This window comes from Tateyamaria sp. LSS28, from assembly GCF_059611725.1.
The window spans coordinates 645,001-666,914 of the sequence record NZ_JCAPFI010000002.1; the positions used below are offsets into that span (position 1 = coordinate 645,001).

The 21,914-nt window shown below is 57.9% G+C and carries 18 protein-coding genes, 1 tRNA gene and 2 rRNA genes (1 of these 21 running past the window's edge); 13 read left to right on the forward strand and 8 right to left on the reverse strand.

Going from position 1 to position 21,914, the window contains the following annotated elements:
- The 6 genes from AC53L6_RS07755 to AC53L6_RS07780 form a co-directional block, all read left to right on the forward strand.
- Positions 1-617: the 3' portion of a glycosyltransferase family 2 protein gene (locus AC53L6_RS07755; protein WP_496907429.1), read on the forward strand. It extends 265 nt beyond the left edge of the window; only the last 617 of its 882 coding nucleotides appear in the window; its start codon lies beyond the left edge, outside the window; it ends in the stop codon at positions 615-617.
- Between the two features lie 411 nt (positions 618-1,028).
- A 23S ribosomal RNA gene (locus AC53L6_RS07760) occupies positions 1,029-3,856 on the forward strand.
- A gap of 89 nt (positions 3,857-3,945) precedes the next feature.
- A 5S ribosomal RNA gene (gene rrf, locus AC53L6_RS07765) occupies positions 3,946-4,060 on the forward strand.
- 248 nt (positions 4,061-4,308) lie between these two features.
- Entirely contained in the window at positions 4,309-5,115 is an 807-nt protein-coding gene (locus AC53L6_RS07770) for a glycosyl transferase (protein WP_496907430.1), read from the forward strand.
- A gap of 99 nt (positions 5,116-5,214) precedes the next feature.
- Positions 5,215-7,149, forward strand: coding sequence for a calcineurin-like phosphoesterase C-terminal domain-containing protein (locus AC53L6_RS07775; protein WP_496907431.1), 1,935 nt, complete (start codon positions 5,215-5,217; stop codon positions 7,147-7,149).
- A gap of 92 nt (positions 7,150-7,241) precedes the next feature.
- Positions 7,242-7,318, forward strand: a tRNA-Met gene (locus AC53L6_RS07780).
- A gap of 51 nt (positions 7,319-7,369) precedes the next feature.
- Here the strand turns inward: AC53L6_RS07780 and AC53L6_RS07785 are convergent.
- Positions 7,370-8,281, reverse strand: a complete 912-nt coding sequence (locus tag AC53L6_RS07785; RefSeq protein ID WP_496907432.1) for a hydrogen peroxide-inducible genes activator — start codon at positions 8,279-8,281, stop codon at positions 7,370-7,372.
- A gap of 231 nt (positions 8,282-8,512) precedes the next feature.
- Here AC53L6_RS07785 and katG point away from each other — a divergent pair, with 231 nt between their 5' ends.
- Positions 8,513-10,687: a catalase/peroxidase HPI gene (katG, locus tag AC53L6_RS07790; RefSeq protein ID WP_496907433.1), complete on the forward strand. Its 2,175-nt coding sequence runs from the start codon at positions 8,513-8,515 to the stop codon at positions 10,685-10,687.
- A 51-nt stretch (positions 10,688-10,738) separates the two neighbouring features.
- Here katG and pcaG read toward each other — a convergent pair whose 3' ends face one another.
- The 3 genes from pcaG to pcaC are packed head-to-tail and all read right to left on the reverse strand — an operon-like array spanning position 10,739 to position 12,449.
- Positions 10,739-11,347 carry a protocatechuate 3,4-dioxygenase subunit alpha gene (gene pcaG, locus AC53L6_RS07795; RefSeq protein WP_496907434.1) on the reverse strand — a complete coding sequence of 203 codons (609 nt, stop codon included), beginning with the start codon at positions 11,345-11,347 and terminating at the stop codon, positions 10,739-10,741.
- A complete protein-coding gene (gene pcaH / locus AC53L6_RS07800) occupies positions 11,347-12,072 on the reverse strand; it encodes a protocatechuate 3,4-dioxygenase subunit beta (protein WP_299601767.1) in 726 nt (241 codons plus the stop codon). The genes pcaG and pcaH overlap by 1 nt, the downstream gene beginning before the upstream one ends.
- On the reverse strand, positions 12,069-12,449 hold the full coding sequence (gene pcaC, locus AC53L6_RS07805; protein WP_299208340.1) for a 4-carboxymuconolactone decarboxylase: 381 nt from the start codon (positions 12,447-12,449) through the stop codon (positions 12,069-12,071). Before pcaC ends, pcaH begins: the two co-directional genes overlap by 4 nt.
- A gap of 119 nt (positions 12,450-12,568) precedes the next feature.
- Here pcaC and aspS point away from each other — a divergent pair, with 119 nt between their 5' ends.
- From aspS to AC53L6_RS07825, 4 genes are all read left to right on the forward strand, one after another.
- Entirely contained in the window at positions 12,569-14,350 is a 1,782-nt protein-coding gene (gene aspS / locus AC53L6_RS07810; RefSeq protein ID WP_299704550.1) for an aspartate--tRNA ligase, read from the forward strand.
- A 97-nt stretch (positions 14,351-14,447) separates the two neighbouring features.
- Entirely contained in the window at positions 14,448-15,839 is a 1,392-nt protein-coding gene (locus AC53L6_RS07815; RefSeq protein ID WP_299746069.1) for a DUF1800 domain-containing protein, read from the forward strand.
- 9 nt (positions 15,840-15,848) lie between these two features.
- Complete coding sequence (locus AC53L6_RS07820) at positions 15,849-17,021, forward strand: DUF1501 domain-containing protein (protein WP_496907435.1); 1,173 nt, start codon at positions 15,849-15,851, stop codon at positions 17,019-17,021.
- 52 nt (positions 17,022-17,073) lie between these two features.
- Complete coding sequence (locus tag AC53L6_RS07825; protein ID WP_496907436.1) at positions 17,074-17,802, forward strand: GNAT family N-acetyltransferase; 729 nt, start codon at positions 17,074-17,076, stop codon at positions 17,800-17,802.
- Between the two features lie 8 nt (positions 17,803-17,810).
- On the opposite strand, the gene AC53L6_RS07830 is transcribed toward AC53L6_RS07825, so the two are convergent.
- Positions 17,811-18,530, reverse strand: coding sequence for a response regulator (locus tag AC53L6_RS07830; RefSeq protein ID WP_299771742.1), 720 nt, complete (start codon positions 18,528-18,530; stop codon positions 17,811-17,813).
- 130 nt (positions 18,531-18,660) lie between these two features.
- Between AC53L6_RS07830 and mce the strand changes: the two genes are divergently transcribed.
- Both mce and AC53L6_RS07840 read left to right on the forward strand, forming a co-directional pair.
- Positions 18,661-19,065, forward strand: coding sequence for a methylmalonyl-CoA epimerase (mce, locus tag AC53L6_RS07835; protein ID WP_496907437.1), 405 nt, complete (start codon positions 18,661-18,663; stop codon positions 19,063-19,065).
- The gene (locus AC53L6_RS07840) at positions 19,065-19,340 is read left to right on the forward strand and encodes a DUF1467 family protein (RefSeq protein ID WP_496907438.1); all 276 of its coding nucleotides are present in this window, start codon (positions 19,065-19,067) and stop codon (positions 19,338-19,340) included. Before mce ends, AC53L6_RS07840 begins: the two co-directional genes overlap by 1 nt.
- Here the strand turns inward: AC53L6_RS07840 and AC53L6_RS07845 are convergent.
- The 3 genes from AC53L6_RS07845 to AC53L6_RS07855 form a co-directional block, all read right to left on the reverse strand.
- Positions 19,291-20,016: an EI24 domain-containing protein gene (locus AC53L6_RS07845; protein ID WP_496907439.1), complete on the reverse strand. Its 726-nt coding sequence runs from the start codon at positions 20,014-20,016 to the stop codon at positions 19,291-19,293. The genes AC53L6_RS07840 and AC53L6_RS07845 overlap by 50 nt on opposite strands.
- Positions 20,013-20,591 (reverse strand): nitroreductase family protein, encoded by a 579-nt coding sequence (locus tag AC53L6_RS07850; RefSeq protein ID WP_496907440.1) that lies wholly within the window; start codon positions 20,589-20,591, stop codon positions 20,013-20,015. Before AC53L6_RS07850 ends, AC53L6_RS07845 begins: the two co-directional genes overlap by 4 nt.
- A gap of 61 nt (positions 20,592-20,652) precedes the next feature.
- On the reverse strand, positions 20,653-21,759 hold the full coding sequence (locus AC53L6_RS07855) for a class II histone deacetylase (RefSeq protein ID WP_496907441.1): 1,107 nt from the start codon (positions 21,757-21,759) through the stop codon (positions 20,653-20,655).
- Positions 21,760-21,914: the final 155 nt, after the last annotated feature.

A 21,914-nucleotide genomic window follows, 5' to 3' on the forward strand; every position in this document is an offset into this window, starting at 1 on the left:
ATGCTGATGAACTGATCTGCGTAGATCCGCAAATGCACGGTAATATCAGGCAACTGCTTGAAAGTCAGCATGATGACGCGGTGTTTTCGATGGGTCTCAACCTGTTTGAGACGCCCAACGACAGCGAGATTGATCGAGACACTTCGGTGTTTGATCAGCGGGATGCGGCAGTGATCTCTGGTCACTACAGCAAAGCATGGGCGGTGAAAGAACCCATTCCTCTTGTGAGGCATGGCGTTGCCATAGCAACCGATGGAAAGCCAACGCATTCATATGCGTTTCCAAAGGGAGTTTATCTGGTTCACCTCAAGTTTTCCTCGATGCAGGAGCTTATTGAGGTTAACGAAACGCGTACTGCACTAGGTCGCACTGACTTGCCGGGTATGCCTGGACTTGCTTGGCAACGAGCAGGCACTCACGCAAAAAAGTTCTTTGAGACAGCTGAAAGCCTGCAGGTTCAACCCTGGAGCAAGGCAGTCAGCGACGCATATGACATCATAACCTCGGATATGAAACTCAGCGACAATGACGGCGTTATCCGGTCACCCGGCATACACCATATCGCGCGGACAACGCTTCCGGAATGGTTCAAGACAGTTGATGGATCAGATCAGTAAGAGCGCTACGGCGCTTTTACTCGTCCGATCCGGACGAATTGACATCGTATAGAGAGATACAAGTTACTTTGAGAGCAATCTCGAAGTGACAATCAACACTGTTTGATCGCGCCGAGTGTGGCGATGATCTCAGTTTGGTTCCACTTCGGTGGAAGGTATGTAACCCGGTGCTTCCTCGCTGCGTTACGTATATCCCTGCTGAAACAAACAGAGTTGTCCAAGTCAAGTACACTAACCCGAACAGCACAGTCTGCCTCCCGCACGGATGGTAGACACACGTGACTGTTCAATTGTCAGCATGGTTACAAAACATGCTGGCGGGAAAGTATGCTTTTGATACCAGAAGAATGGATGCATTAAGTTACCAGCTGTGCATCCGCGTTTGACGCAAGTCTTACTTTTTCTGGATCAAATCAAGCGCGAGAAGGGCGTTTGGTGAATGCCTTGGCAGTAAGAGGCGATGAAAGACGTGATACTCTGCGATAAGCCATGAGGAGCTGAGAATAAGCTTTGATCCATGGATCTCTGAATGGGGCAACCCACCTGACAGTTTCATATAATTGGCGCAAGCCAGCTTATATGTCGCTGAAACAGGTACTTTTAGACTGAATACATAGGTTTAAAAGAGCAAACCCGGGGAACTGAAACATCTAAGTACCCGGAGGAAAGGAAATCAATTGATACTCCCCTAGTAGCGGCGAGCGAACGGGGACCAGCCGAGCCATGATTGTGACAAGAACGACCTGGAAAGGTCGGCCATAGTGGGTGACAGCCCCGTATTGGAAGCATGATTGGACGTATTAAGTAGGGCGGAACACGTGAAATTCTGTCTGAAGATCGGAGGACCACCTTCGAAGGCTAAGTACTCCTTACTGACCGATAGTGAACCAGTACCGTGAGGGAAAGGTGAAAAGCACCCCGACGAGGGGAGTGAAACAGCTCCTGAAACCGAACGCCTACAATCAGTTGGAGGGCCCTTGCGGCCTGACAGCGTACCTTTTGTATAATGGGTCATCGACTTGGTCTATCTAGCAAGCTTAAGCCGTTAGGTGTAGGCGCAGCGAAAGCGAGTCTTAATAGGGCGTCGAGTTAGGTGGATCAGACCCGAAACCGAGTGATCTAGGCATGATCAGGCTGAAGGTAAGGTAACACTTACTGGAGGGCCGAACCCACATCTGTTGAAAAAGATCGGGATGAATTGTGCCTAGGGGTGAAAGGCCAATCAAACTCGGAGATAGCTGGTTCTCTGCGAAATCTATTTAGGTAGAGCGTCATCCGAATACCCCGGGGGGTAGAGCACTGGATGGGTAATGGGGCCCCACAGGCTTACTGATCCTAACCAAACTCCGAATACCCGGGAGTACTAGATGGCAGACACACGGCGAATGCTAACGTCCGTCGTGGAGAGGGAAACAACCCTGACCTACAGCTAAGGCCCCCAATTCATGGCTAAGTGGGAAAGCAAGTGGGACGACCAAAACAACCAGGAGGTTGGCTTAGAAGCAGCCATCCTTTAAAGATAGCGTAACAGCTCACTGGTCTAAATAAGTTGTCCTGCGGCGAAGATGTAACGGGGCTCAAGCCATGAGCCGAAGCTTAGGATGCCGTAAGGCATGGTAGCAGAGCGTAGTGTGACATAGTTTCATTCCTCCTTAGCGGGTTCGCCCGCATTGGAGGAGAGAAGCTTTCAGTGAAGCCGGCGCGTGAGCGATCCGGTGGAGAGATCACTAGTGAGAATGATGACATGAGTAGCGACAAAGAGTGTGAGAGACACTCTCGCCGAAAGTCCAAGGGTTCCTGCTTAAAGCTAATCTGAGCAGGGTAAGCCGACCCCTAAGGCGAGGCCGAAAGGCGTAGTCGATGGGAACCAGGTTAATATTCCTGGGCCATGGAGTGGTGACGGATCTCGAAGGTAGTTCATCCTTATCGGATTGAATGGGCTGCTAAGAGGTTCCTGGAAATAGCCCTCCTATAAGATCGTACCCTAAACCGACACAGGTGGACTGGTAGAGAATACCAAGGCGCTTGAGAGAACTATGTTGAAGGAACTCGGCAAAATACCTCCGTAAGTTCGCGAGAAGGAGGCCCGGTTCCTAGGCAACTAGGGGCTGGGGGCACAAACCAGGGGGTGGCGACTGTTTATTAAAAACACAGGGCTCTGCGAAGTCGCAAGACGACGTATAGGGTCTGACGCCTGCCCGGTGCCTGAAGGTTAAAAGGAGAGGTGAGAGCCTTGAATTGAAGCCCAGGTAAACGGCGGCCGTAACTATAACGGTCCTAAGGTAGCGAAATTCCTTGTCGGGTAAGTTCCGACCTGCACGAATGGCGTAACGACTTCCCCGCTGTCTCCAACATAGACTCAGCGAAATTGAATTACCTGTCAAGATGCAGGTTTCCCGCGGTTAGACGGAAAGACCCCGTGCACCTTTACTACAGCTTCACACTGGCATCAGGCCAAGCATGTGCAGGATAGGTGGTGGGCTTTGAAGCAGAGACGCTAGTCTTTGTGGAGCCTCCCTTGAGATACCACCCTTGCTTTGCTTGATGTCTAACCGCGGTCCGTTATCCGGATCCGGGACCCTGTGTGGCGGGTAGTTTGACTGGGGCGGTCGCCTCCTAAAGCGTAACGGAGGCGCGCGAAGGTTGGCTCAGAGCGGTCGGAAATCGCTCGTTGAGTGCAATGGCAGAAGCCAGCCTGACTGCGAGACTGACAAGTCGAGCAGAGTCGAAAGACGGCCATAGTGATCCGGTGGTCCCGAGTGGAAGGGCCATCGCTCAACGGATAAAAGGTACGCCGGGGATAACAGGCTGATACTGCCCAAGAGTCCATATCGACGGCAGTGTTTGGCACCTCGATGTCGGCTCATCTCATCCTGGGGCTGGAGCAGGTCCCAAGGGTACGGCTGTTCGCCGTTTAAAGAGGTACGTGAGCTGGGTTTAGAACGTCGTGAGACAGTTCGGTCCCTATCTTCCGTGGGTGTAGGATACTTGAGAGGAGTTGCCCCTAGTACGAGAGGACCGGGGTGAACGAACCACTGGTGGACCAGTTGTCGTGCCAACGGCAGTGCTGGGTAGCTATGTTCGGACAGGATAACCGCTGAAGGCATCTAAGCGGGAAGCCCCCCTCAAAACAAGGTATCCCTGAGGACCGTGGTAGACCACCACGTCGATAGGCCAGAGATGTAAGCGCAGTAATGCGTTCAGTTGACTGGTACTAATTGTCCGATAGGCTTGATTTGATCCAGTAGAAGCAAGACTTCGAACGATACATCAAGAGCATACACACACAATCAGTCGTACATGACTTGGACCTAGAGGGCTTTTTCGGTTTGGTGGTCATAGCGCAAGCAAAACACCCGGTCCCATCCCGAACCCGGCCGTTAAGTGCTGTAGCGCCGATGGTACTGCGTCTTAAGGCGTGGGAGAGTAGGTCACTGCCAAACCTAAAAAGCCCTTTAATTGTATCTCTCTGACGATGTTTCATAAATCAACCGCCCTTCCGGGGCGGTTTTTTTGTGCGGTGATGTTCGTGTTGGCGGACCATACAAAGTCAATTCTCGTATCCGATCCCTGCCCGTTAGCCCTAACGTCGCGGAATGAGGCTGCTTCTAAGGGCGCCGTACATCGACTTCATCAGAGGTCACCAGATACACCTGATTGCGTGCCAACGCGCGGCTTGGTAGGACGCAGAATGACCAAACAGATCATGTGCATCAATTGGGGCACCCGCTATGGTGCGCCATACATCAATCGCCTGTACCAGATGGTCGCGCGCAATATCACGCCGCCCTTCAAATTCGTTTGTTACACGGACATACGCGAGGGCGTTCGGGATGAAGTGATTTGCCATGATTTGCCCCCCATGCCTGGCGAAATGCCCAAAAACACGCGTGGAAAATGGCCCAAGTCACGACTTTGGGCCGAAACCCTGCCGGATTTGGAAGGCCCGGTTCTGTTTCTGGATCTGGATGTGGTGATCACAGGGTCGCTCGACGACTTCTTTTCATTCGGGGCGCCTGAGGATGTGGTGTTGGCGCGAAATGTCGCGAAACCGTTTCACAAGCTGGGCCAGACATCGATCTATCGGATGCCGGTTGGCGCGCTTGCCGATTTGCAACGCGCGTTTGCCGAAGACCCACAAGCCGTTGCGGACACCTACAAATGGGAACAGGTTTTCGTAACAAAAACAGCGCCGAATGGCGTAAAGTTTTGGCCAAAGCGCTGGGTACGCCATTTTCGGATCGAGTGTATCCCTCTGTTTCCATTGAATTACTTTATTGAACCCAGGCTGCCCCGTGACGCGCGTGTGGTTATCTTTGCTGGCGTGCCCAACCCTGCGGATGCGGCCATTGGCCAGTTCTCGGATAGCCTGCCCTATCTTCCACCGCTGCAGCACATTGCCCGCGCGGCGCGCCAAGCCCGCAAATTTCAAAGCCTTCGTCGCTATGTTTTGCCATCGCAGTGGGTGAGGGCGATCTGGCAAGACACGGCGGATTGACGCCGAACTGGCATTTGTCGTCAAAAATTCACGCTGCGGTTGTTGCCCCGACACAGACTCTGACCATGCTGGACACCTCTGATCACTGAGAGGTCCGCTATGCAAAAGTATTTTCTGACAACCGCACTGTCGCTTTTTGCCTGTTCGGCACTGGCCAAAGATCCGGCTTACATTGGGGCAGTTGAAACGATCCGCGGCAGTGGTGACGGGGCGGATATGGCGCGCGGCACTGTGTTTCTGGACGCCAACCGAAATTCGAAGCTGGACCCGGGCGAGACCGGGTTGTCCGGTGTGCCAGTGTCCAACGGGCGCGAAGTGGTCTTGACCGGGGACGATGGGACATATGCGCTGCCGGCCTATGACGATATGAACCTGATGGTGACCAAGCCCGCAGGATACAGCACCCCTGTGAGCGCCGACATGGTTCCGCAATTTGCCTATATTCACAAGGTTGAAGGGTCGCCGGATCTACGCTTTGGCGGGATCGCCCCGACCGGCCCCCTGCCAGAAGCAATCAATTTTCCATTGATCGAAGATGCGGTCGGGCCCGACTTCAACTGTCTCGTCTTTGGCGATGCGCAGGCTTACACCAATCGCGAGATTGGTTATGTCCGTGATACTGCGGGCCAAATGCTGGCAACCAGCGACCTGAGTGACACCGAATGCCTGATCTTTGCCGGGGATGTGATGGGGGATGACTTGTCCCTGTATCCCCGTTTCAAGTCGATCATCGCCGTCGGGCAAACGCCACAATACTTCGTCGGCGGCAATCATGATATCGATTTCGATGCGGAGGATGACAAAGACAGTTTCGACACGTTTCGACGGGAATGGGGCCCAGAGTATTACTCGTTCGATATCGGTGATGTGCATTTTGTCGGACTTGATAACGTGCGTTACCCCTGCAACGGCGTCGATCCGCATCCGTTTTGTGCCACCGACGAGAACCACACCTACAACGGTGTGATCACGGGGCGGCAGTTGGAATGGCTGGCCAATGATCTGACGAATGTGCCCGAGGACAAACTGATCGTCCTGACCGCGCATATTCCGTTCCAGACATTTACCGACAATACGGCGGCGAAGCACCAGACAGATAACCTGGACGAACTGGTTGCCGTGCTGGGAGATCGCCCGGTTTTGAGCTTGGCTGGCCACACCCATACCACTGAAAACATTGAAAAAGGCGAGCACTTTCACGGATGGGAAGAGAACACGAATTTGGGGCCTGCACCGTTTCATCAGATCATCGCGGGCGGTTTGTCTGGCAGCTGGTGGGCGGGTGACCTGAATGCTCAAGGGGTTCCGCACAGCACGCAGCGATTGGGCAGCCCGCGTGGTTTCTATGAGCTTGCGTTCAATGGGCCGGAATTTGTCGACACCTACCGTACTTTCCACACCCATGCAGAAGACCAGTTTCACGCGTCGTTCAACACGCCTCGGTTTCGGGAGTGGGCAGACCGTTTGCTGACATATCGTGCGCTGTATGATCGGGAATTTGATCAGACGCCGCCGGTTGTGCGCCGTGATCTGGGTGACATGTTGATGTTGACCACGGACGATCTGGTCGAGGGCACATGGTTGACCGTCAATGTGTGGAATGGCTCAGCATCTTCCGTCGTCTTTGCCGCTCTGAATGGCGGTGAGGCGATGCAGGCCGAGCGGACCCAATCCGGCACGGGTGAAGAGAAACTGGAAGGGGTCGAGTATGCCGACCCGTTCGCGCTGGCCATGCAATCGACGCAAGGGTCGATCGCGGCGCGGTCTGTTGATGGTGGGGATGAAACGGCTGGTTTCACCACTTGGCAGGGCACGTCCTGGAGCGGGAAAGCCAATCCGTTTCAGGGCTGGATGCTGACGGACAACAGTAGCCACCTATGGCGCCTGGAAATGCCTGCCGACTTGCCTGTGGGTACCCATACCGTCGAAATTACGGTTACCGATCGCCATGACCGCGTCTACCGCGACACGATTGCCTTTGAAGTTGTCGAAGAACTGCCAAACTTGGAATGGCAGGCGGAGTTCTGGGAGTAGCTGCGCGATTTTATGATGGTTTTCTGACAGCAAATGTGGGGGACGGTCTTGCGGTCCCCCGCGACTCGGCGTACATGACCCGAACCAACTGGCGCGGGATGGAGCAGCCCGGTAGCTCGTCAGGCTCATAACCTGAAGGTCGTAGGTTCAAATCCTACTCCCGCAACCAAAACGCCGCCCTTCTGGGCGGCGTTTCCCGTTTGGACCCTTCGCTTTTCTGCTATGCAGCGGGTTGTTGGTCTTCGCCGCGCCCGGCGGCCTTCTGTACAATGTCCGCAAGTTCATTCAGCATTTCGCCCATCGGATTTGACGCACGCCACGCGAGGCCGATGGAGCGTTGTGGGGCCGGCGCGTCAAAGCGATTGATGCAAACAGGTGCAGATCGCGTTTCGACGTCGATTGCCATTTCCGGGATTAGTGTGACCCCGATGCCCGCGCCCACCATCTGCACCAATGTGCCTAGCGAACTGCCGTCCAACCCACCGCCGGGGCGGTTTGGATTGATGTTGCAGAACGATATGGCCTGATCACGAAAACAGTGCCCTTCCTCCAGAAGCAAGAGGCGCATTGATGCCAGTGTGTCCAGTTGAACGGGTGTCGCGTTCTGATCGGTGTTCGGGCGGATCAACACCATTTCTTCGGTAAAAAGTGGCGTTTCGACAAGTGCGGGTTCGTCAAGCGGCAGGGCCACAATGGCCGCGTCAAGTTGGCCATCCAGCAATTCGTCCACCAGGCGCGGAGTAACGGTTTCGCGCACGTGCAAGTCGACCTTGGGGTGGGCTTTTGTCAACGCACTTATGAAATTTGGCAGCAGGTAAGGGGCGATCGTGGGGATGACCCCAAGGCGCAACAGACTCAACCCACGTCCACGGGCGGTTTGGGCCCAGTCCCCCAGCTCGTCCACGGCTTGCAGAATCGGATTGGCGCGTTCGGAGAACTCCTCACCCCGCTGTGTCAGGCGCAGGGCGCGGGGTTGCCGTTCGAACAATTCGACGCCCAGATTTTCTTCCAACTCGCGAATTTGGACGGAGAGGGCGGGTTGAGAGATGGCGCAGCGGTCGGCCGCACGACCAAAGTGCAGATCCTCGGCCAGTGCCTTGAAGTATCGGAGTTGTCGCAAAGTGATATTCATAGGTTTTAGTTATGGAGATCATTGGAAAATGCAACTTCTACAAATCGTCAGTTGCTTCTAGGTTTGTCTTTGTAAGTGCGATGGTTCACCTGATCGTGGGCGAATCGTGCGCATTGGGATGTATCAGCGGGGGGCGGAAATCATTCTGAAGACAAGTCTAGAATGATTCTTAACTTTCCCTAGATCAGACCTTAGCAACGACACGCAACGCAGCAATGAATGGAGACTGACATGGACGGCAACGACATCGGCAAATGCCCGGTGATGCACGGCGCGAGCCTGCACAGCACCTTTGGTGGGCGCACCAACAAGGATTGGTGGCCGAATGCCCTCAAGGTTGAGGTGCTTCACCAGCACGGCGCCCGGACCAATCCAATGGACCCGGATTTCGACTATCGGGAAGCCGTCAAAGGGCTCGACTATGATGCGGTCAAGGCGGACTTGCATGCGTTGATGACCGACAGCCAACCCTGGTGGCCCGCGGACTGGGGACATTACGGTGGCTTGATGATCCGCATGGCGTGGCACGCTGCTGGTACGTACCGGATGCAGGACGGACGCGGTGGCGGTTCCGCCGGTGATCAGCGGTTTGCCCCGTTGAATTCCTGGCCTGATAACGCGAGCCTGGATAAAGCCCGTCGCCTGCTGTGGCCCATCAAGAAGAAATACGGCAATGCCCTGTCCTGGGCTGACCTGATGCTGCTGGCAGGGAATATTGCCTATGAATCCATGGGCTTGAAGACCTTCGGCTTTGGCTTTGGTCGTGCCGATACATGGGCGCCCGGCATCGATATCAACTGGGGGGAAGAGGCCGAGTGGCTTGCCCCAAGTGAAAACCGGTACGAGGATCTGGACGATCCGTCGACCATGGCGAACCCGTTGGCTGCTGTGCACATGGGCCTGATTTACGTCAACCCGGAAGGTGTGAACGGCAATCCTGACCCGGCACGTACGGCACTGCATGTTCGCGAGACCTTTGCCCGCATGGCCATGAACGACGAGGAAACGGCGGCGCTGACAGCCGGTGGTCACACCGTCGGCAAGGCGCACGGTAATGGCGATGCAGGTGCATTGGGTGCTGAACCCGAAGGTGCCGGTATCGAGGCGCAGGGTATGGGCTGGATGAACCCGAACCAGACTGACAATGCCAGCTCGCTTGTCACGTCGGGCATTGAAGGTGCATGGACAACCGAACCGACCAAGTTCGACATGGGCTATTTCAAGCTGCTCTTTGGCTATGATTGGGAGCTGACGAAGTCGCCCGCAGGCGCGAACCAATGGCAACCCGTCGACATCAAGGAAGAGGACATGCCTGTCGATGCGTCCGATCCTTCGAAGCGCACGATGCCGATGATGACGGACGCGGACATGGCGATGAAGGTCGATCCGATCTATCGCGAAATCTGCGAAAAGTTCATCGCGGACGAAGACTACTTCCGCGACACCTTTGCCCGCGCGTGGTTCAAGCTGACCCACCGCGATATGGGCCCCCGTGCCAACTACATCGGCCCCGACATTCCGGCCGAGGATCTGATCTGGCAAGACCCGATCCCCGCAGGCAACACCGGCTACGATGTGGATGCTGTGAAGTCCAAGATCGCGGCAAGCGGTGTCAGCCATGCTGACCTGATCGCGACAGCTTGGGACAGTGCTCGCACGTTCCGTGGGTCGGACAAGCGGGGCGGGGCCAATGGTGCGCGCATCCGTTTGGCACCACAACGCACGTGGGAAGGCAACGAGCCGGAGCGTCTTGACGCCGTTCTGGCTGCGTTGGAGCCGATTGCTGCGGAAACCGGTGCTTCGGTAGCGGATGTCATCGTTCTGGCCGGTAACGTTGCTGTGGAAGCAGCGGCCAAGGCGGCTGGTTTCGACGTGACTGTTCCGTTCACACCGGGCCGCGGAGATGCCACCGACGAGATGACGGATGCCGACAGCTTCGATGTGCTGGAGCCGCACGCAGATGGTTTCCGGAACTTCGCCAAGGCGGATCTTGCCATTAGCGCCGAAGAACTGACGCTGGACCGCGCGCAGCTGATGGGTCTGAATGCGCAGGAAATGACGGCCCTGTTGGGTGGTATGCGTGTGTTGGGCACCAACCATGGCGGCACTTCGCATGGTGTCTTCACCGACCGGGTTGGCCAGTTGACGCAGGACTTCTTCGTCAACCTGACCGACATGGGTTACAGTTGGCACCCGGCGGGCGACGGCAGCTATGAGCTGCGCGACCGCGCAACCGGTGCGATCAAGTACACGGCCACCAGTGCTGACCTGGTCTTTGGCTCAAACTCGATCCTGCGGTCCTATGCCGAGGTGTATGCGCAGGACGACAATGCCGAGAAGTTCGTGAACGACTTTGTCGCCGCATGGACCAAGGTTATGAACAACGACCGGTTCGACCTGCTGTAAGGCATTATAAACCAGTGAAACGCGGGCCCATGTTGGTCCGCGTTTTTTGTTTCAGACATCGAAAAAGATGGTTTCGTCCGGTCCCTGCAGGTGGATGTCGAATTGGAAAGTCGCTGGTGACGCTTCCTTGGCGATCAGGGTTTGCACGCGGTTTTGATGTTCGATGCGCGTCAGCCACGGGTCGTTTGCCATCATCGGATCGTTGGGGAAATACATCCGCGTTTGCAGTCCGATGTTGATGCCCCGCGCCACGATCCAGAAGGCGATATGCGGCGCCATCATCCGCCCATCGGGGAAGGGAACCGCGCCGGGTTTGATCGTTTCGAATGTCCAGATGCCCGTGTCGTAGTCGCCCGCGGCACGCCCCCAGCCGGTGAAGTTCGGATCACCCGCGCCGCGTGGATCACCGGTTTTGTAAATGCCGTCGGTATCGGCCTGCCAAATCTCGACCAACGCATCCTTGAGCGGTGTGCCCGTGCCGTCGAACACGGTGCCCGTGACGGTGATCCGCTCGCCCTTGGTTTGGTCGTTGACCATGGTCGATCCAAGGTCTTGGTCATAAACGCCTGTGATACCGCAGAAATTCGGCACGCATCCGATATGAACATAAGGCCCCGCTGTCTGCGACGGGCTTTCCTTGAGGGGGGTCAGCTTTTGCATCAGTTCCCCTCCATCCGGTTTTCGAACATGGTCGACCGGCGCCCGCGCAGCACGATGTCGAACGTGTAGGCGCGCGCGTCCATGGGCACCGTGTTGTTCATGTCGAGCGGCGCGATGAGTTGGGCGACGGCCTCCGGGTCGCTGATCGTGCGCACGATGGGGCAAAGCGGGATCAGCGGGTCGCCTTCGAAATACATCTGGGTGATCAGGCGCTGACCAAAGCTGCGCCCGAAGACAGAGAAGTGGATGTGGGCCGGGCGCCAATCGTTCACGCCGTTGGGCCATGGGTAAGCGCCGGGTTTGATTGTGCGGAAGCTGTATTGGCCGTCGGCATCTGTGATCGTGCGCCCGCAGCCGCCAAAGTTCGGGTCGAGCGGTGCGAGGTACCCTTCTTTCGCGTGGCGATAACGTCCTCCCGCGTTGGCTTGCCAGAACTCCAGAAGCGCGCCCGGAACACCACGCCCGTTTTCGTCCAGCACCCGACCGTGCACGATGATGCGCTGACCCAGCGCCATTTCGCCGGGCTTGGCGAAGTTGAGGATCAGGTCGTTGTCGAGTTCGCCCAGCATGTCGTGCGCAAAGACCGGGCCGGTTTCCTCGCTCAGCGTCGTGTTCATCGACAAGAGCGCCTTTTGCGGTGAGCGCACCACGCTTGTCTTGTAGTCGGGCGACAGTGGTTTCGGGTGCCAGGTGCGATCCCGGTGGAAGAGGGGACCGTCGCTCATGTCTCGGCTTCCATTTCGGCAAAGGTCTCCTTGGCAATTTTCAGCGCGCGGTTGGCGCGCGGCACGCCTGCATAGATGGCGACATGCTGGAATGCTTCTGTCACATCCTGTTTGCTGGCTCCCGTCCGCGCCGTGGCGCGGATGTGCATGGGGATTTCATCGAAGTTGCCGGTTGCTGCCAGCAGCGCGAGGGTCAGCATGGACCGTTCCCGCAGGCTGATCGCATCGCTGGCCCAGACGGTGCCCCAGGCCCCTTCGGTGATCAGTTCCTGAAACGGGGCGTCAAAGGGCGTTTTAACCGCTTCGGCGCGGTCCACGTGGGCATCGCCCAGCACGGTCCGGCGCACGCCCATGCCCCTGGCCCATTTATCGTCCATCGAACCCTCCCTTTTCCTTGGTGATAGCATGGGGCAAACGGCGTTGTCGCCTTGACTTTCCACCCCCTGCCCGGTGTATCTGCGCCGATCAAAAACCGCAGCCCCGAAGGGATTCCGCCATGCATGCCTACCGCTCTCACTCCTGCGCCGCTCTGACCTCGGCCAATGTGGGTGATACTGTGCGTCTGTCGGGCTGGGTCCACCGGGTGCGCGACCATGGCGGCGTGTTGTTCATCGACCTGCGCGACCACTATGGTGTGACGCAGGTGCTGTGCGACCCCGATAGCCCGGTCTTTGCCGAGGTCGAGAAGGTGCGCAGCGAATGGTGCATCCGCATCGACGGCAACGTGAAAGCGCGGGACGGCAGCCTGATCAATCCCAAGCTGCCTACGGGCGAGATTGAGGTCTATGTCCGCGATATCGAAGTGCTGGGCCATTCGGCAGAGCTGCCTTTGATGGTGTTTGGCGATCAGGAGTACCCGGAAGAAACCCGCCTGACCTATCGCTACCTCGACCTGCGCCGTGAGAAGATGCAGGAGAACATGAAGCTGCGCAGCGACGTCGTGGCGTCGATCCGCAAGCGCATGTGGGACAAGGAATTCCGCGAGTACCAGACGCCGATCATCACCGCGTCCTCGCCCGAAGGGGCGCGTGACTTCCTAGTGCCGTCGCGCCTGCATCCGGGCAAGTTCTATGCTCTGCCGCAGGCCCCGCAGCAGTTCAAGCAGCTGCTGATGGTGTCGGGCTTTGACAAGTATTTCCAGATCGCGCCGTGCTTCCGTGACGAAGACCCGCGCGCCGACCGCTCGCCCACCGACTTCTACCAGCTTGACCTTGAGATGTCCTTTGTCGAGCAGCAGGACGTGTTCGACACCATCGCCCCTGTGCTGGCTGGCGTGTTCGAAGAGTTCGGCGGCGGCAAGAAGGTTGACGCGCCCGAGACATGGGAGCAGATCAGCTACCGTGATGCAGCCCTGTGGTATGGTTCCGACAAGCCCGACCTGCGCAACCCTATTAAAATGCAAGTGGTCTCCGACCACTTCCGCGATTCCGGCTTTGCGATTTTCGCAAAGCTGTTGGAACAGGATGGCACCGAGATCCGCGCCATTCCTGCACCCACAGGTGGCAGCCGTAAATTCTGTGACCGGATGAATGCTTATGCGCAAAAAGAGGGTCTGCCAGGGATGGGCTACATCTTCTGGCGTGATCAGGGCGAGGGTATGGAAGCGGCTGGTCCGTTGGCCAAGAACATCGGTCCCGAACGCACCGAAGCAATCCGTCAGCAACTTGGTCTGGGTGTGGGCGACGCGGCCTTCTTCCTTGGTGGCAAGCCGAAGGCGTTCGAAGCCATCGCAGGCCGGGCGCGCAACGTGATTGGCGAGGAACTCAAGCTTATCGACGAAGATCGTTTCGCCTTCGCCTGGATCGTGGATTTCCCGATCTACGAGGCGGATGAGGAAACCGGCAAGGTCGACTTTGAACACAACCCCTTCTCCATGCCGCAGGGCGGGATGGAGGCGCTGCAGGGCGACCCGCTCAAGGTGCTGGGTTTTCAGTATGACCTGGCGTGCAACGGCTATGAGCTGGTGTCGGGGGCGATCCGGAACCACCGGCCCGAGATCATGTTCAAGGCGTTCGAGATCGCAGGCTATGACGAGGCCGAGGTGCGCAAACGCTTTGGTGGTATGGTCAACGCGTTCCAATATGGCGCGCCTCCTCACGGTGGATGTGCTGCGGGCATTGACCGGATCGTGATGCTGCTGGCGGGTGAGCAGAACATCCGCGAAGTGATCTTGTTCCCGATGAACCAGCGGGCCGAAGATCTGATGATGCAGGCACCCTCCGATCCCACCAGCGACCAGCTGATGGAGTTGGGCTTGCGCGTTATTCCGCAGGACTAGGCAAGCAATTGCGCAATGACATCCGGTTGCCCCGTGAAAACGTGGGCAACCGATGCTATCTTGGGACCGTGTTCAGAAAGTCCCATGGTGCGTAGACGTGCGTGATTTTGACCCTCAACTTGCCGAAATCCGGTTTGGATTCGGACTGTCACCTGTGCACGGGCCGCCGGAAAGCATTGGGCAAATGCTGGAGGGTCTGTCAGGTCCTGACGTGATGCAAAGCGCGTTTCCCATTGAAAGCTTTGCCAAGTTCAGGTCACGTATGGTCGCTGCGCAGGATCAAAACGAAATTCGGCGCAGAAATCGTGGGACTGAGCTTGCCGCCGCTGCCCGCAAGCAACGAAACGTGCTGAACAAGGAAGCGCGGATAGCCATGTTTGGCTGGCTGGGCCAAACGATGTTGCGGCGCACACATACGCAAACAGCTTTCCGGGAACGGATCGTTGCGTTTTGGGCAGATCACTTTACCGCGCGCGGCAAGCGTGGCGTCATTCGACGAGGGACGTCACCCTATATTGAAGATGCCATTCGTCCGTTTGTTGCCGGGCGATTTGAAGACTTGCTGCAGTCTGCCGTCATGCACCCGCTGATGTTGGACTATCTGGATCAGACCCGTGCCATGGGTCCCACAAGTGCACGCGCAATCAAACGAGGTCCCAAGAAACCGGCTGGCTTGAACGAAAATCTTGCGCGCGAGGTTCTGGAGCTGCACACGCTGGGGGTCGACGGATCGTATACTCAGGAAGACGTGACGCAACTGGCCGAGCTGTTTACCGGTTTGACCTTTGATGCGCGCAACGGTTTCAAGTTTCGAAAAGATTTGGCGGAACCCGGTGCCGAAAACGTACTTGGCGTGGCGTATGGCGAGCAGCCAAATGTGAAATGGGTGCGCGGCGCTTTGTCTGACCTTGCTGCGCATCCGGCCACCGCACGACACTTGGCCTGGAAGCTGGCGGTTCATTTCGTGTCAGATACTCCTGATCCTGAATTGATCAACGCGTTGGAGGCGGCATATGTCGAAAACGACGGTGCGCTGACGCCGGTCTATGAGGCGCTGCTGGGACATCCATCGGTATGGCAGCCTACGTTGTCAAACTTCAAACTGCCCATTGATTTTGTGTCATCGGCATTGCGCGCTCTGGCAATCCCCAAGGAATCCTTTGCGGAGCGTGAGGAAAAGTGGATTGGCCGGTTTTTCAGCCAACCCCTGACACGCATGGGGCAGACATGGGAACGCCCGGTTGGACCGGACGGTTGGGCGGAAGAGGATTTCAAATGGATCACGCCGCAAGGGGTTGCTGCCCGGGTATCTTGGGCCATGGCCGTACCTGTTCGTGTGAAAGATCCGCTGCCTGATCCGCGTGACTTTGCTGAAACCGCGTTGGGGCGTTTCGCGGATGATGCGGTCCGATTTGCCGCGGCATCTGCCGAAAGCCGTCCCGAGGCTGTGGGCCTTGTCCTTATGTCCCCAGCGTTCCAGCGCAAATAGGAGATTACGATGTCGTCGTCCTTATCTCGCCGTGACTTTTTGGCCCGCACCGGCGTGATCGGATGTTCCCTGGCGGCGAGCCCGTTGCTGACACCGGTGAGCTTTGCGGCAGCGCCTTGGGACACGCGGTTGGTCGTCATCATCCTCCGGGGGGGCATGGACGGGCTGGATGTTGTGCAGCCCTATGGTGATCCCGCCTTTAACACGCTTCGCGGGTCGTTGGCCCTCGGACCCGAGGGCGGTGCCTATGATCTTGATGGCTACTTTGCCATGCACCCAAGCCTTGGGCCGCTGATCCCGATGTGGGAAGCGGGGCAGCTTTCTTTCGTGCATGCTGTGTCCACGCCCTACCGTGACAAACGCAGCCATTTCGATGGTCAAGACCTGTTGGAGGCTGGAACCACGACCATGGCAGGCGTTCGGGATGGATGGCTGAACCGTATGCTACAGGCAGTTCCCGGCGTGACGTCACAGACCGCCTACGCCGTGGGGCGCAGCGATATGCTGTTGCTTCAGGGACCGGCAGAAGTGGCAAATTGGTCGCCGGATGCGGACCTGAGCCTGAGCCCGCAAGCCGCGCGATTGCTTGAGATTGTAACGGAGTCGGATCCAGCCTTGCATGCCGCTTTGGCCGAAGCCCAGATACTGTCGGAAGTGACCGACGACATACAGAAACGACGCAAGGGCAGCCACGTGCAAATTGCCGAGTTTGCGGCTGCACGTCTTTCAGAGGAAGCGAGGATCGCAGCCTTTTCGTTGAACGGGTGGGACACCCACGGTGGGCAACCGCGCTTCATGAACACCGCGTTAACCCGTCTGGCGGAAACACTGCTGACCCTGCGGGGCAAGATGCGCGGGAACACGTGGCGCAAGACAGCGGTTGTTGCGATGACCGAGTTTGGTCGTACAGCGCGCCAGAACGGAACGCTTGGTACAGACCACGGTACGGGCGGGCTGATGATCCTTGCCGGTGGCGCGATCAAGGGTGGGCGTGTTTTTGGTCAATGGCCTGGCTTGGGTGATGGTGATCTGTACCAGGATCGTGATCTGATGCCTACGGGCGATGTCCGCGCGCATGCGGCTTGGGTGATGCAGAGTTTGACGGGGCTGGATCGGAATGTGTTGGAGAGTGCTGTTTTCCCCGGCTTGGACATGGGTAACGATCCGGGCCTGATCCTCTGATCCATGCGCAATGCCACTTGGACTTGGGCGGTTACTTGCCTAACGTCCGGCCATGACTGCGATTTACAAAGTGAATGCGGCCCCTGTCCCGGATTGGACACCGCCGCGCGTACCGGATGCGTCAACCATCTTGACCGGCGTCCATGCCAAGCTCGAGCCGTTGCGGGCTGAGCAGCACGCGGCTTTGCTGCACCGTGCATATGTCGGCCATGACCATGTCTGGGACTATTTGCCTTACGGCCCGTTTTCGTCGTCTGCGCAGTATCATCGTTGGGTGCGCGATGCAGAGCAGAATCCGGCCCTGCAGTTTTATGCAGTCTTCAATCTCGCGACCGGCCAATATGAAGGTGTCGCCAGCTTTCTGCGCATTGCACCCGAAGCAGGCAGTATCGAGGTAGGGCACATAAATTTCAGCCCGGCATTGCAAAAGACACGCGCCGCGACCGAGGCGTTGTACCTGATGATGACCTGGGCCTTTGAAGCAGGTTACCGTCGCTTCGAATGGAAATGTGATGCACTGAACCGCGGTTCGCGCGCTGCTGCGCAACGGCTTGGACTGAGCTACGAAGGCATCTTTCGCCAAGCGACTGTCGTGAAAGGACGCAATCGGGACACCGCCTGGTTTGCCGCCATCGATGCCGAGTGGCCCGCCCTCAAGGAAGCGTTTGGCGCATGGTTGTCAGATACCAACTTCGATGCCGAGGGTATGCAGATCGAACGCCTGTCCGATTTGACCCGGCTTGTACGTGTGGCTGATGATCCGATGTTAGCGGGCGGGTAGACCGCCCGTCAGATCGCGATCTTTTCTGACAACCTGTCTTGAACCAAACCAGCGATGGCTGCCGTTTCCGATGCGGCGGCATCGCCCCGCGCGCGCTTGGCGGCGAGTGCGTTTGTGGCTTGAAGTAGTTCAGTGTCATGTGCGCTGCGCGCGACGCCCCCAAGAAACTGCACGATGTAGTCAAGCGTGCGTGCGTCATGAACGTCTTCCAGTACATCGGCGACATGTACCATATCGTCGCGATATGCGATTGGGTCTGGTTCAACATCTCCTTCGGGGAGCGTTCGTGGCCCAAGCGGTTGCCTGTCTTCTGGCAAATGCGTCAGAATCGCCTCTTGGAAGTTGGCGAGCGAGACCACGGGCTTTTCCATGAAACCATCCGCCCCAGCCTCCAGCGCGCGGTGCGCGCTGTCGACATCGCCTGAAATGCCGAGGATCACATCCGGTCGTTGCCCGGCTGTCGCAAGATCCTGGATGAGATCGGCACCGTTCCCGTCTGGCAGTCCCAAATCGATGATCGCGACGGACGGGCGATATACCTGCAAATGCCGTCGGGCCGCGCGCATCGTATCGGCGCGCCTGATGCGCGCACCGCTGCGCAGACAAAGCAATCGCATCGCTTCGCATGCATAGCGGCTATCCTCGATCACGAGAACAGTCAGCCCCAAGAGCGGGCGCAAGGCGGTTGGGGCCGGGTAACTTGGTTTGAACGGGTCCGTCGTGTCCATCAGATCCTCCAAAAAAGCTCTTGCGACTCATCGTTACGTCGCCATGCCTAACAGCGCGTTAACGTCGCCTTGCGTGCAGCGTGCACGTTGGCGATAAGGGCGCAGTTGCCAGCCAAAGGAGCCTTAGAACATGATCGGTCGCCTCAACCACGTTGCCATTGCCGTCCCCGACCTCGAGGCCGCCGCCGCGCAATATCGCAGCGCGCTGGGCGCGAATGTCGGTGCACCGCAGGACGAACCCGATCACGGCGTGACTGTTGTTTTCATTGAGCTGCCGAACACCAAGATCGAATTGCTTTATCCCTTGGGTGACAACAGCCCGATCCAAGGTTTCCTGGACAAGAACCCGGCGGGCGGCATCCATCATGTTTGCTACGAAGTGGAAGACATCATCGCGGCCCGCGATCATCTGAAGGCCAGCGGCCTGCGTGTGCTGGGCGATGGCGAGCCCAAGATCGGCGCCCATGGCAAGCCAGTGCTGTTCCTGCATCCAAAAGACATGAACGGCACCCTGACCGAGCTTGAGCAGGTCTGATGGGCATCACATCCGCCCTTGTCCTCTATGCGGTCATCTGGTGGCTGTGCTTCCTGATCGCCCTGCCCATCAAGGTGCAGACGCAGGGTGATCTGGGCGAAGTTGAGCCGGGCACGCATGCAGGCGCGCCCGAACATCACCACACCCGCCGCAAGGCGTGGATCGTGACGTGGGTGGCACTGGTCCTGTGGATCATCATCGCCGGGATCATCCTCTCGGGATGGATCACTCTGGATGATATGAACTTCTTTGACCGGGCGATTGAGCCGCTGTGACCTTGTGAAAGATGTGGGTGAATGTTGCGGCCCCGATGATCGGGATCAGCAGGTTCACCAGCGGTACAGACAGTGGGATCGCCATGAGTGTGCCTGCGAGCCAGATCGTTCCGTTATGGGTGCGCCGCAGTTCCTTGGCGCGGGCGCGACCCACGCGGCGCATGGCAGCGAGGGTGAAGTACTCTCGGCCCAGCAAGAACCCGTTCAGGCCCCAAAAGATGAAGGGTGCAGCGGGCGCGAACATCACGTAGAGGATCAGTGCCAATATGTTGGCGCCAATCAGCACGCCGAGGAAGTTCACCGTGTCCACGACCGCATCCCCAAACGGGACGTTTTGTGCCGGTGGCAGGTTGGGGTAATGCCGATCTTCGACCGCCTGCGCGACTTCGTCGAGAAACATGGAAGTTATGGCCGATGCCACTGGCATCATTAGGAAGATCGACAGCACCAGGAACAGGAAGAATGAGCTCCAGGTGATGATGTCGCCGAGCCACGTGATGGTTCCGATCCACGGCAGGGACACACCATCCGCCGTGAGCCAACCGATGAACCAGACAAAGCCAGATGTGGCCGCGACCAGAAGTGCGATTGTCAGGGCAATGCCCAGCAGCAGCACGCGGCGAAAGCGCGGGTCGCTGATCTGGCCAAGGGCTGCGAAGAATGTGGTCAGGATCATGCGTCGACCCATGTGGTGATGGCTGGTACATCGGGGCGGGGGCGTTCCGGCGGCGCGGAGGTTTCGGTGCCGATATGAACGAAACCGGCGATCCGTTCGTTATCTGACAGATGGAGCGCGTCGGTCATGAACCCCCGATCATGGCTCGGCCAACCGCTGAGCCAGTTGGCACCCCAACCTGCGGCGAGGGCTGCGTTGAGCAGCGACAGACAAACCGCGCCCGCAGAGTAAGTCATTTCAAGTGCTGGGATTTTTTCGACCGGGCGTGTGACTTCAATGACTGCGACAGCAAGGTGTCCCTGATCGAATTGTGATCGACCTTTGGTGATTTGATCAGGGTCGAGGCCAAGTGCCATGCCGCGTTTTTCGGCCGCCTCGGCCAATCGGGGCATGGCCGCTTTGCCCAGCACGATGAAGCGCCACGGTTCCAGTTTGCCATGATCCGGGGTGCGGGCAGCCGCCGTCAGAAGCTGTTCGAGCGTTGCCCGATCCGGCACCGGTTCCCGCAGCGTCTTGGCGGGGCGGGACCGGCGGGTCAAAAGGAAGTCGAGGGCCGCTTGGTTTCTTGCGGGCATATGTTACGCCTTTTTACATGTTGAGGGTCATGTCGTGGCGATTGGCTGCGACGTCAAGGGGTTAGAGGCCAAGTTGTTGGGCCATATGGTCGATTTCGGCGCGCAGGAAGGCATCGAAGCGTGGTCCCGGCTGACGGTTGTTCAAGGCGCGGGCCATGGGATCGGGGGCGGTGATCTTGCTGCCGGACAGCGCTTCGAGCGTGGCATGGCCACAGAAGGGCACGTAGATTTCAGAGTATCCGCCCTCGTGGCTGAGGACCAAGTTGCCGTCGCAGATACGTTCCGCCAAGGCTTTGATCTTCAACGTCATTTCGCGGAAGGTTTCGGCAGTGGCGAGCATCCGGGCCAGCGGGTCCACGGCGGCCGCGTCAAAGCCGCATGCCACGATGATCAGGTCGGGATTGAAGGCCTCGATGGCGGGAGCGGCCACACGGTCAATGGCGTGAAGGTAGGCGGTGTGGCCGGTCCCTGCGGGCAGGGGGAGGTTGATGTTCGCACCTTCTCCGTCGCCGGTGCCGCGATCTGCTAAATATCCTGTTTCTAAAGGATAATTCCCCTCTTGATGGAAGGAGATCGTGAGCACGTCGGGCCGGTTATAGAAAATGGATTCCGTGCCATTGCCGTGGTGCACATCCCAGTCCAGAACGGCGACACGCAGGTCGGGGCGTGTGGCCTTGGCAGCCTCGATCGCGATGGCGATGTTGGCCATCAGGCAGAAGCCCATGGGGGTCGCCGCCTCGCAATGATGGCCTGGCGGACGGGCAAGGGCGTAGGCGTTTTCATGGGTGCCTTTCAGTACGGCTTCGACCGCTGCGGTGGTGAGGCCTGCGGCCAGTGCTGCGATCTCGTATCCGCCAGTGGCGAAGGGCGCGTGGTGGCCGATCTCGCCCCCTTTTGCATCGGATAAGGTTTTGAATTCGCTCAGGTAGCTGTCGGGATGCACACGCAGTAACTGGTCATGCGTCGCAGCGTCAGCCGTGGTGACATGCAGGTCATTTGTCAGACCCGTGACATCCATCAAGTTCTTCATCCGCCGCTTGGTTTCAGGGCTCTCCGGCAGGCCACCGGCGGCGAGTGGCTGCACCAATCCGCCCAAGGGAACGGTGAAGGCATAGTTGCCGCCGCCGTGCCACATTGTGCGTTCGTCCCAGTAGAATCCAGTGCTCATCTGCGCCCCTCCCTTTGCGGTCGAAGGTGGCGAAGCGGTCCGGGATTGTCCATGCCAGCGTGCGATCTGTTAACCATGATGTCTGCGCGGGATTGGCGGCGTCCTTGACGGGCGTCTTGTGTCAAAACTGCGTGTTTTCCCTGAGAAACTACGAC

What these genes read in the sequence shown, in the direction of transcription:
- AC53L6_RS07770 (WP_496907430.1), top strand. Translation starts at nt 4,309, where the DNA reads ATGACCAAACAGATCATGTGCATCAATTGGGGCACCCGCTATGGTGCG.
- AC53L6_RS07775 (WP_496907431.1), top strand. Translation starts at nt 5,215, where the DNA reads ATGCAAAAGTATTTTCTGACAACCGCACTGTCGCTTTTTGCCTGTTCG.
- AC53L6_RS07785 (WP_496907432.1), bottom strand. Translation starts at nt 8,281, where the DNA reads ATGAATATCACTTTGCGACAACTCCGATACTTCAAGGCACTGGCCGAG.
- katG (WP_496907433.1), top strand. Translation starts at nt 8,513, where the DNA reads ATGGACGGCAACGACATCGGCAAATGCCCGGTGATGCACGGCGCGAGC.
- pcaG (WP_496907434.1), bottom strand. Translation starts at nt 11,347, where the DNA reads ATGCAAAAGCTGACCCCCCTCAAGGAAAGCCCGTCGCAGACAGCGGGG.
- pcaH (WP_299601767.1), bottom strand. Translation starts at nt 12,072, where the DNA reads ATGAGCGACGGTCCCCTCTTCCACCGGGATCGCACCTGGCACCCGAAA.
- pcaC (WP_299208340.1), bottom strand. Translation starts at nt 12,449, where the DNA reads ATGGACGATAAATGGGCCAGGGGCATGGGCGTGCGCCGGACCGTGCTG.
- aspS (WP_299704550.1), top strand. Translation starts at nt 12,569, where the DNA reads ATGCATGCCTACCGCTCTCACTCCTGCGCCGCTCTGACCTCGGCCAAT.
- AC53L6_RS07820 (WP_496907435.1), top strand. Translation starts at nt 15,849, where the DNA reads ATGTCGTCGTCCTTATCTCGCCGTGACTTTTTGGCCCGCACCGGCGTG.
- AC53L6_RS07825 (WP_496907436.1), top strand. Translation starts at nt 17,074, where the DNA reads ATGACTGCGATTTACAAAGTGAATGCGGCCCCTGTCCCGGATTGGACA.
- AC53L6_RS07830 (WP_299771742.1), bottom strand. Translation starts at nt 18,530, where the DNA reads ATGGACACGACGGACCCGTTCAAACCAAGTTACCCGGCCCCAACCGCC.
- mce (WP_496907437.1), top strand. Translation starts at nt 18,661, where the DNA reads ATGATCGGTCGCCTCAACCACGTTGCCATTGCCGTCCCCGACCTCGAG.
- AC53L6_RS07840 (WP_496907438.1), top strand. Translation starts at nt 19,065, where the DNA reads ATGGGCATCACATCCGCCCTTGTCCTCTATGCGGTCATCTGGTGGCTG.
- AC53L6_RS07845 (WP_496907439.1), bottom strand. Translation starts at nt 20,016, where the DNA reads ATGATCCTGACCACATTCTTCGCAGCCCTTGGCCAGATCAGCGACCCG.
- AC53L6_RS07850 (WP_496907440.1), bottom strand. Translation starts at nt 20,591, where the DNA reads ATGCCCGCAAGAAACCAAGCGGCCCTCGACTTCCTTTTGACCCGCCGG.
- AC53L6_RS07855 (WP_496907441.1), bottom strand. Translation starts at nt 21,759, where the DNA reads ATGAGCACTGGATTCTACTGGGACGAACGCACAATGTGGCACGGCGGC.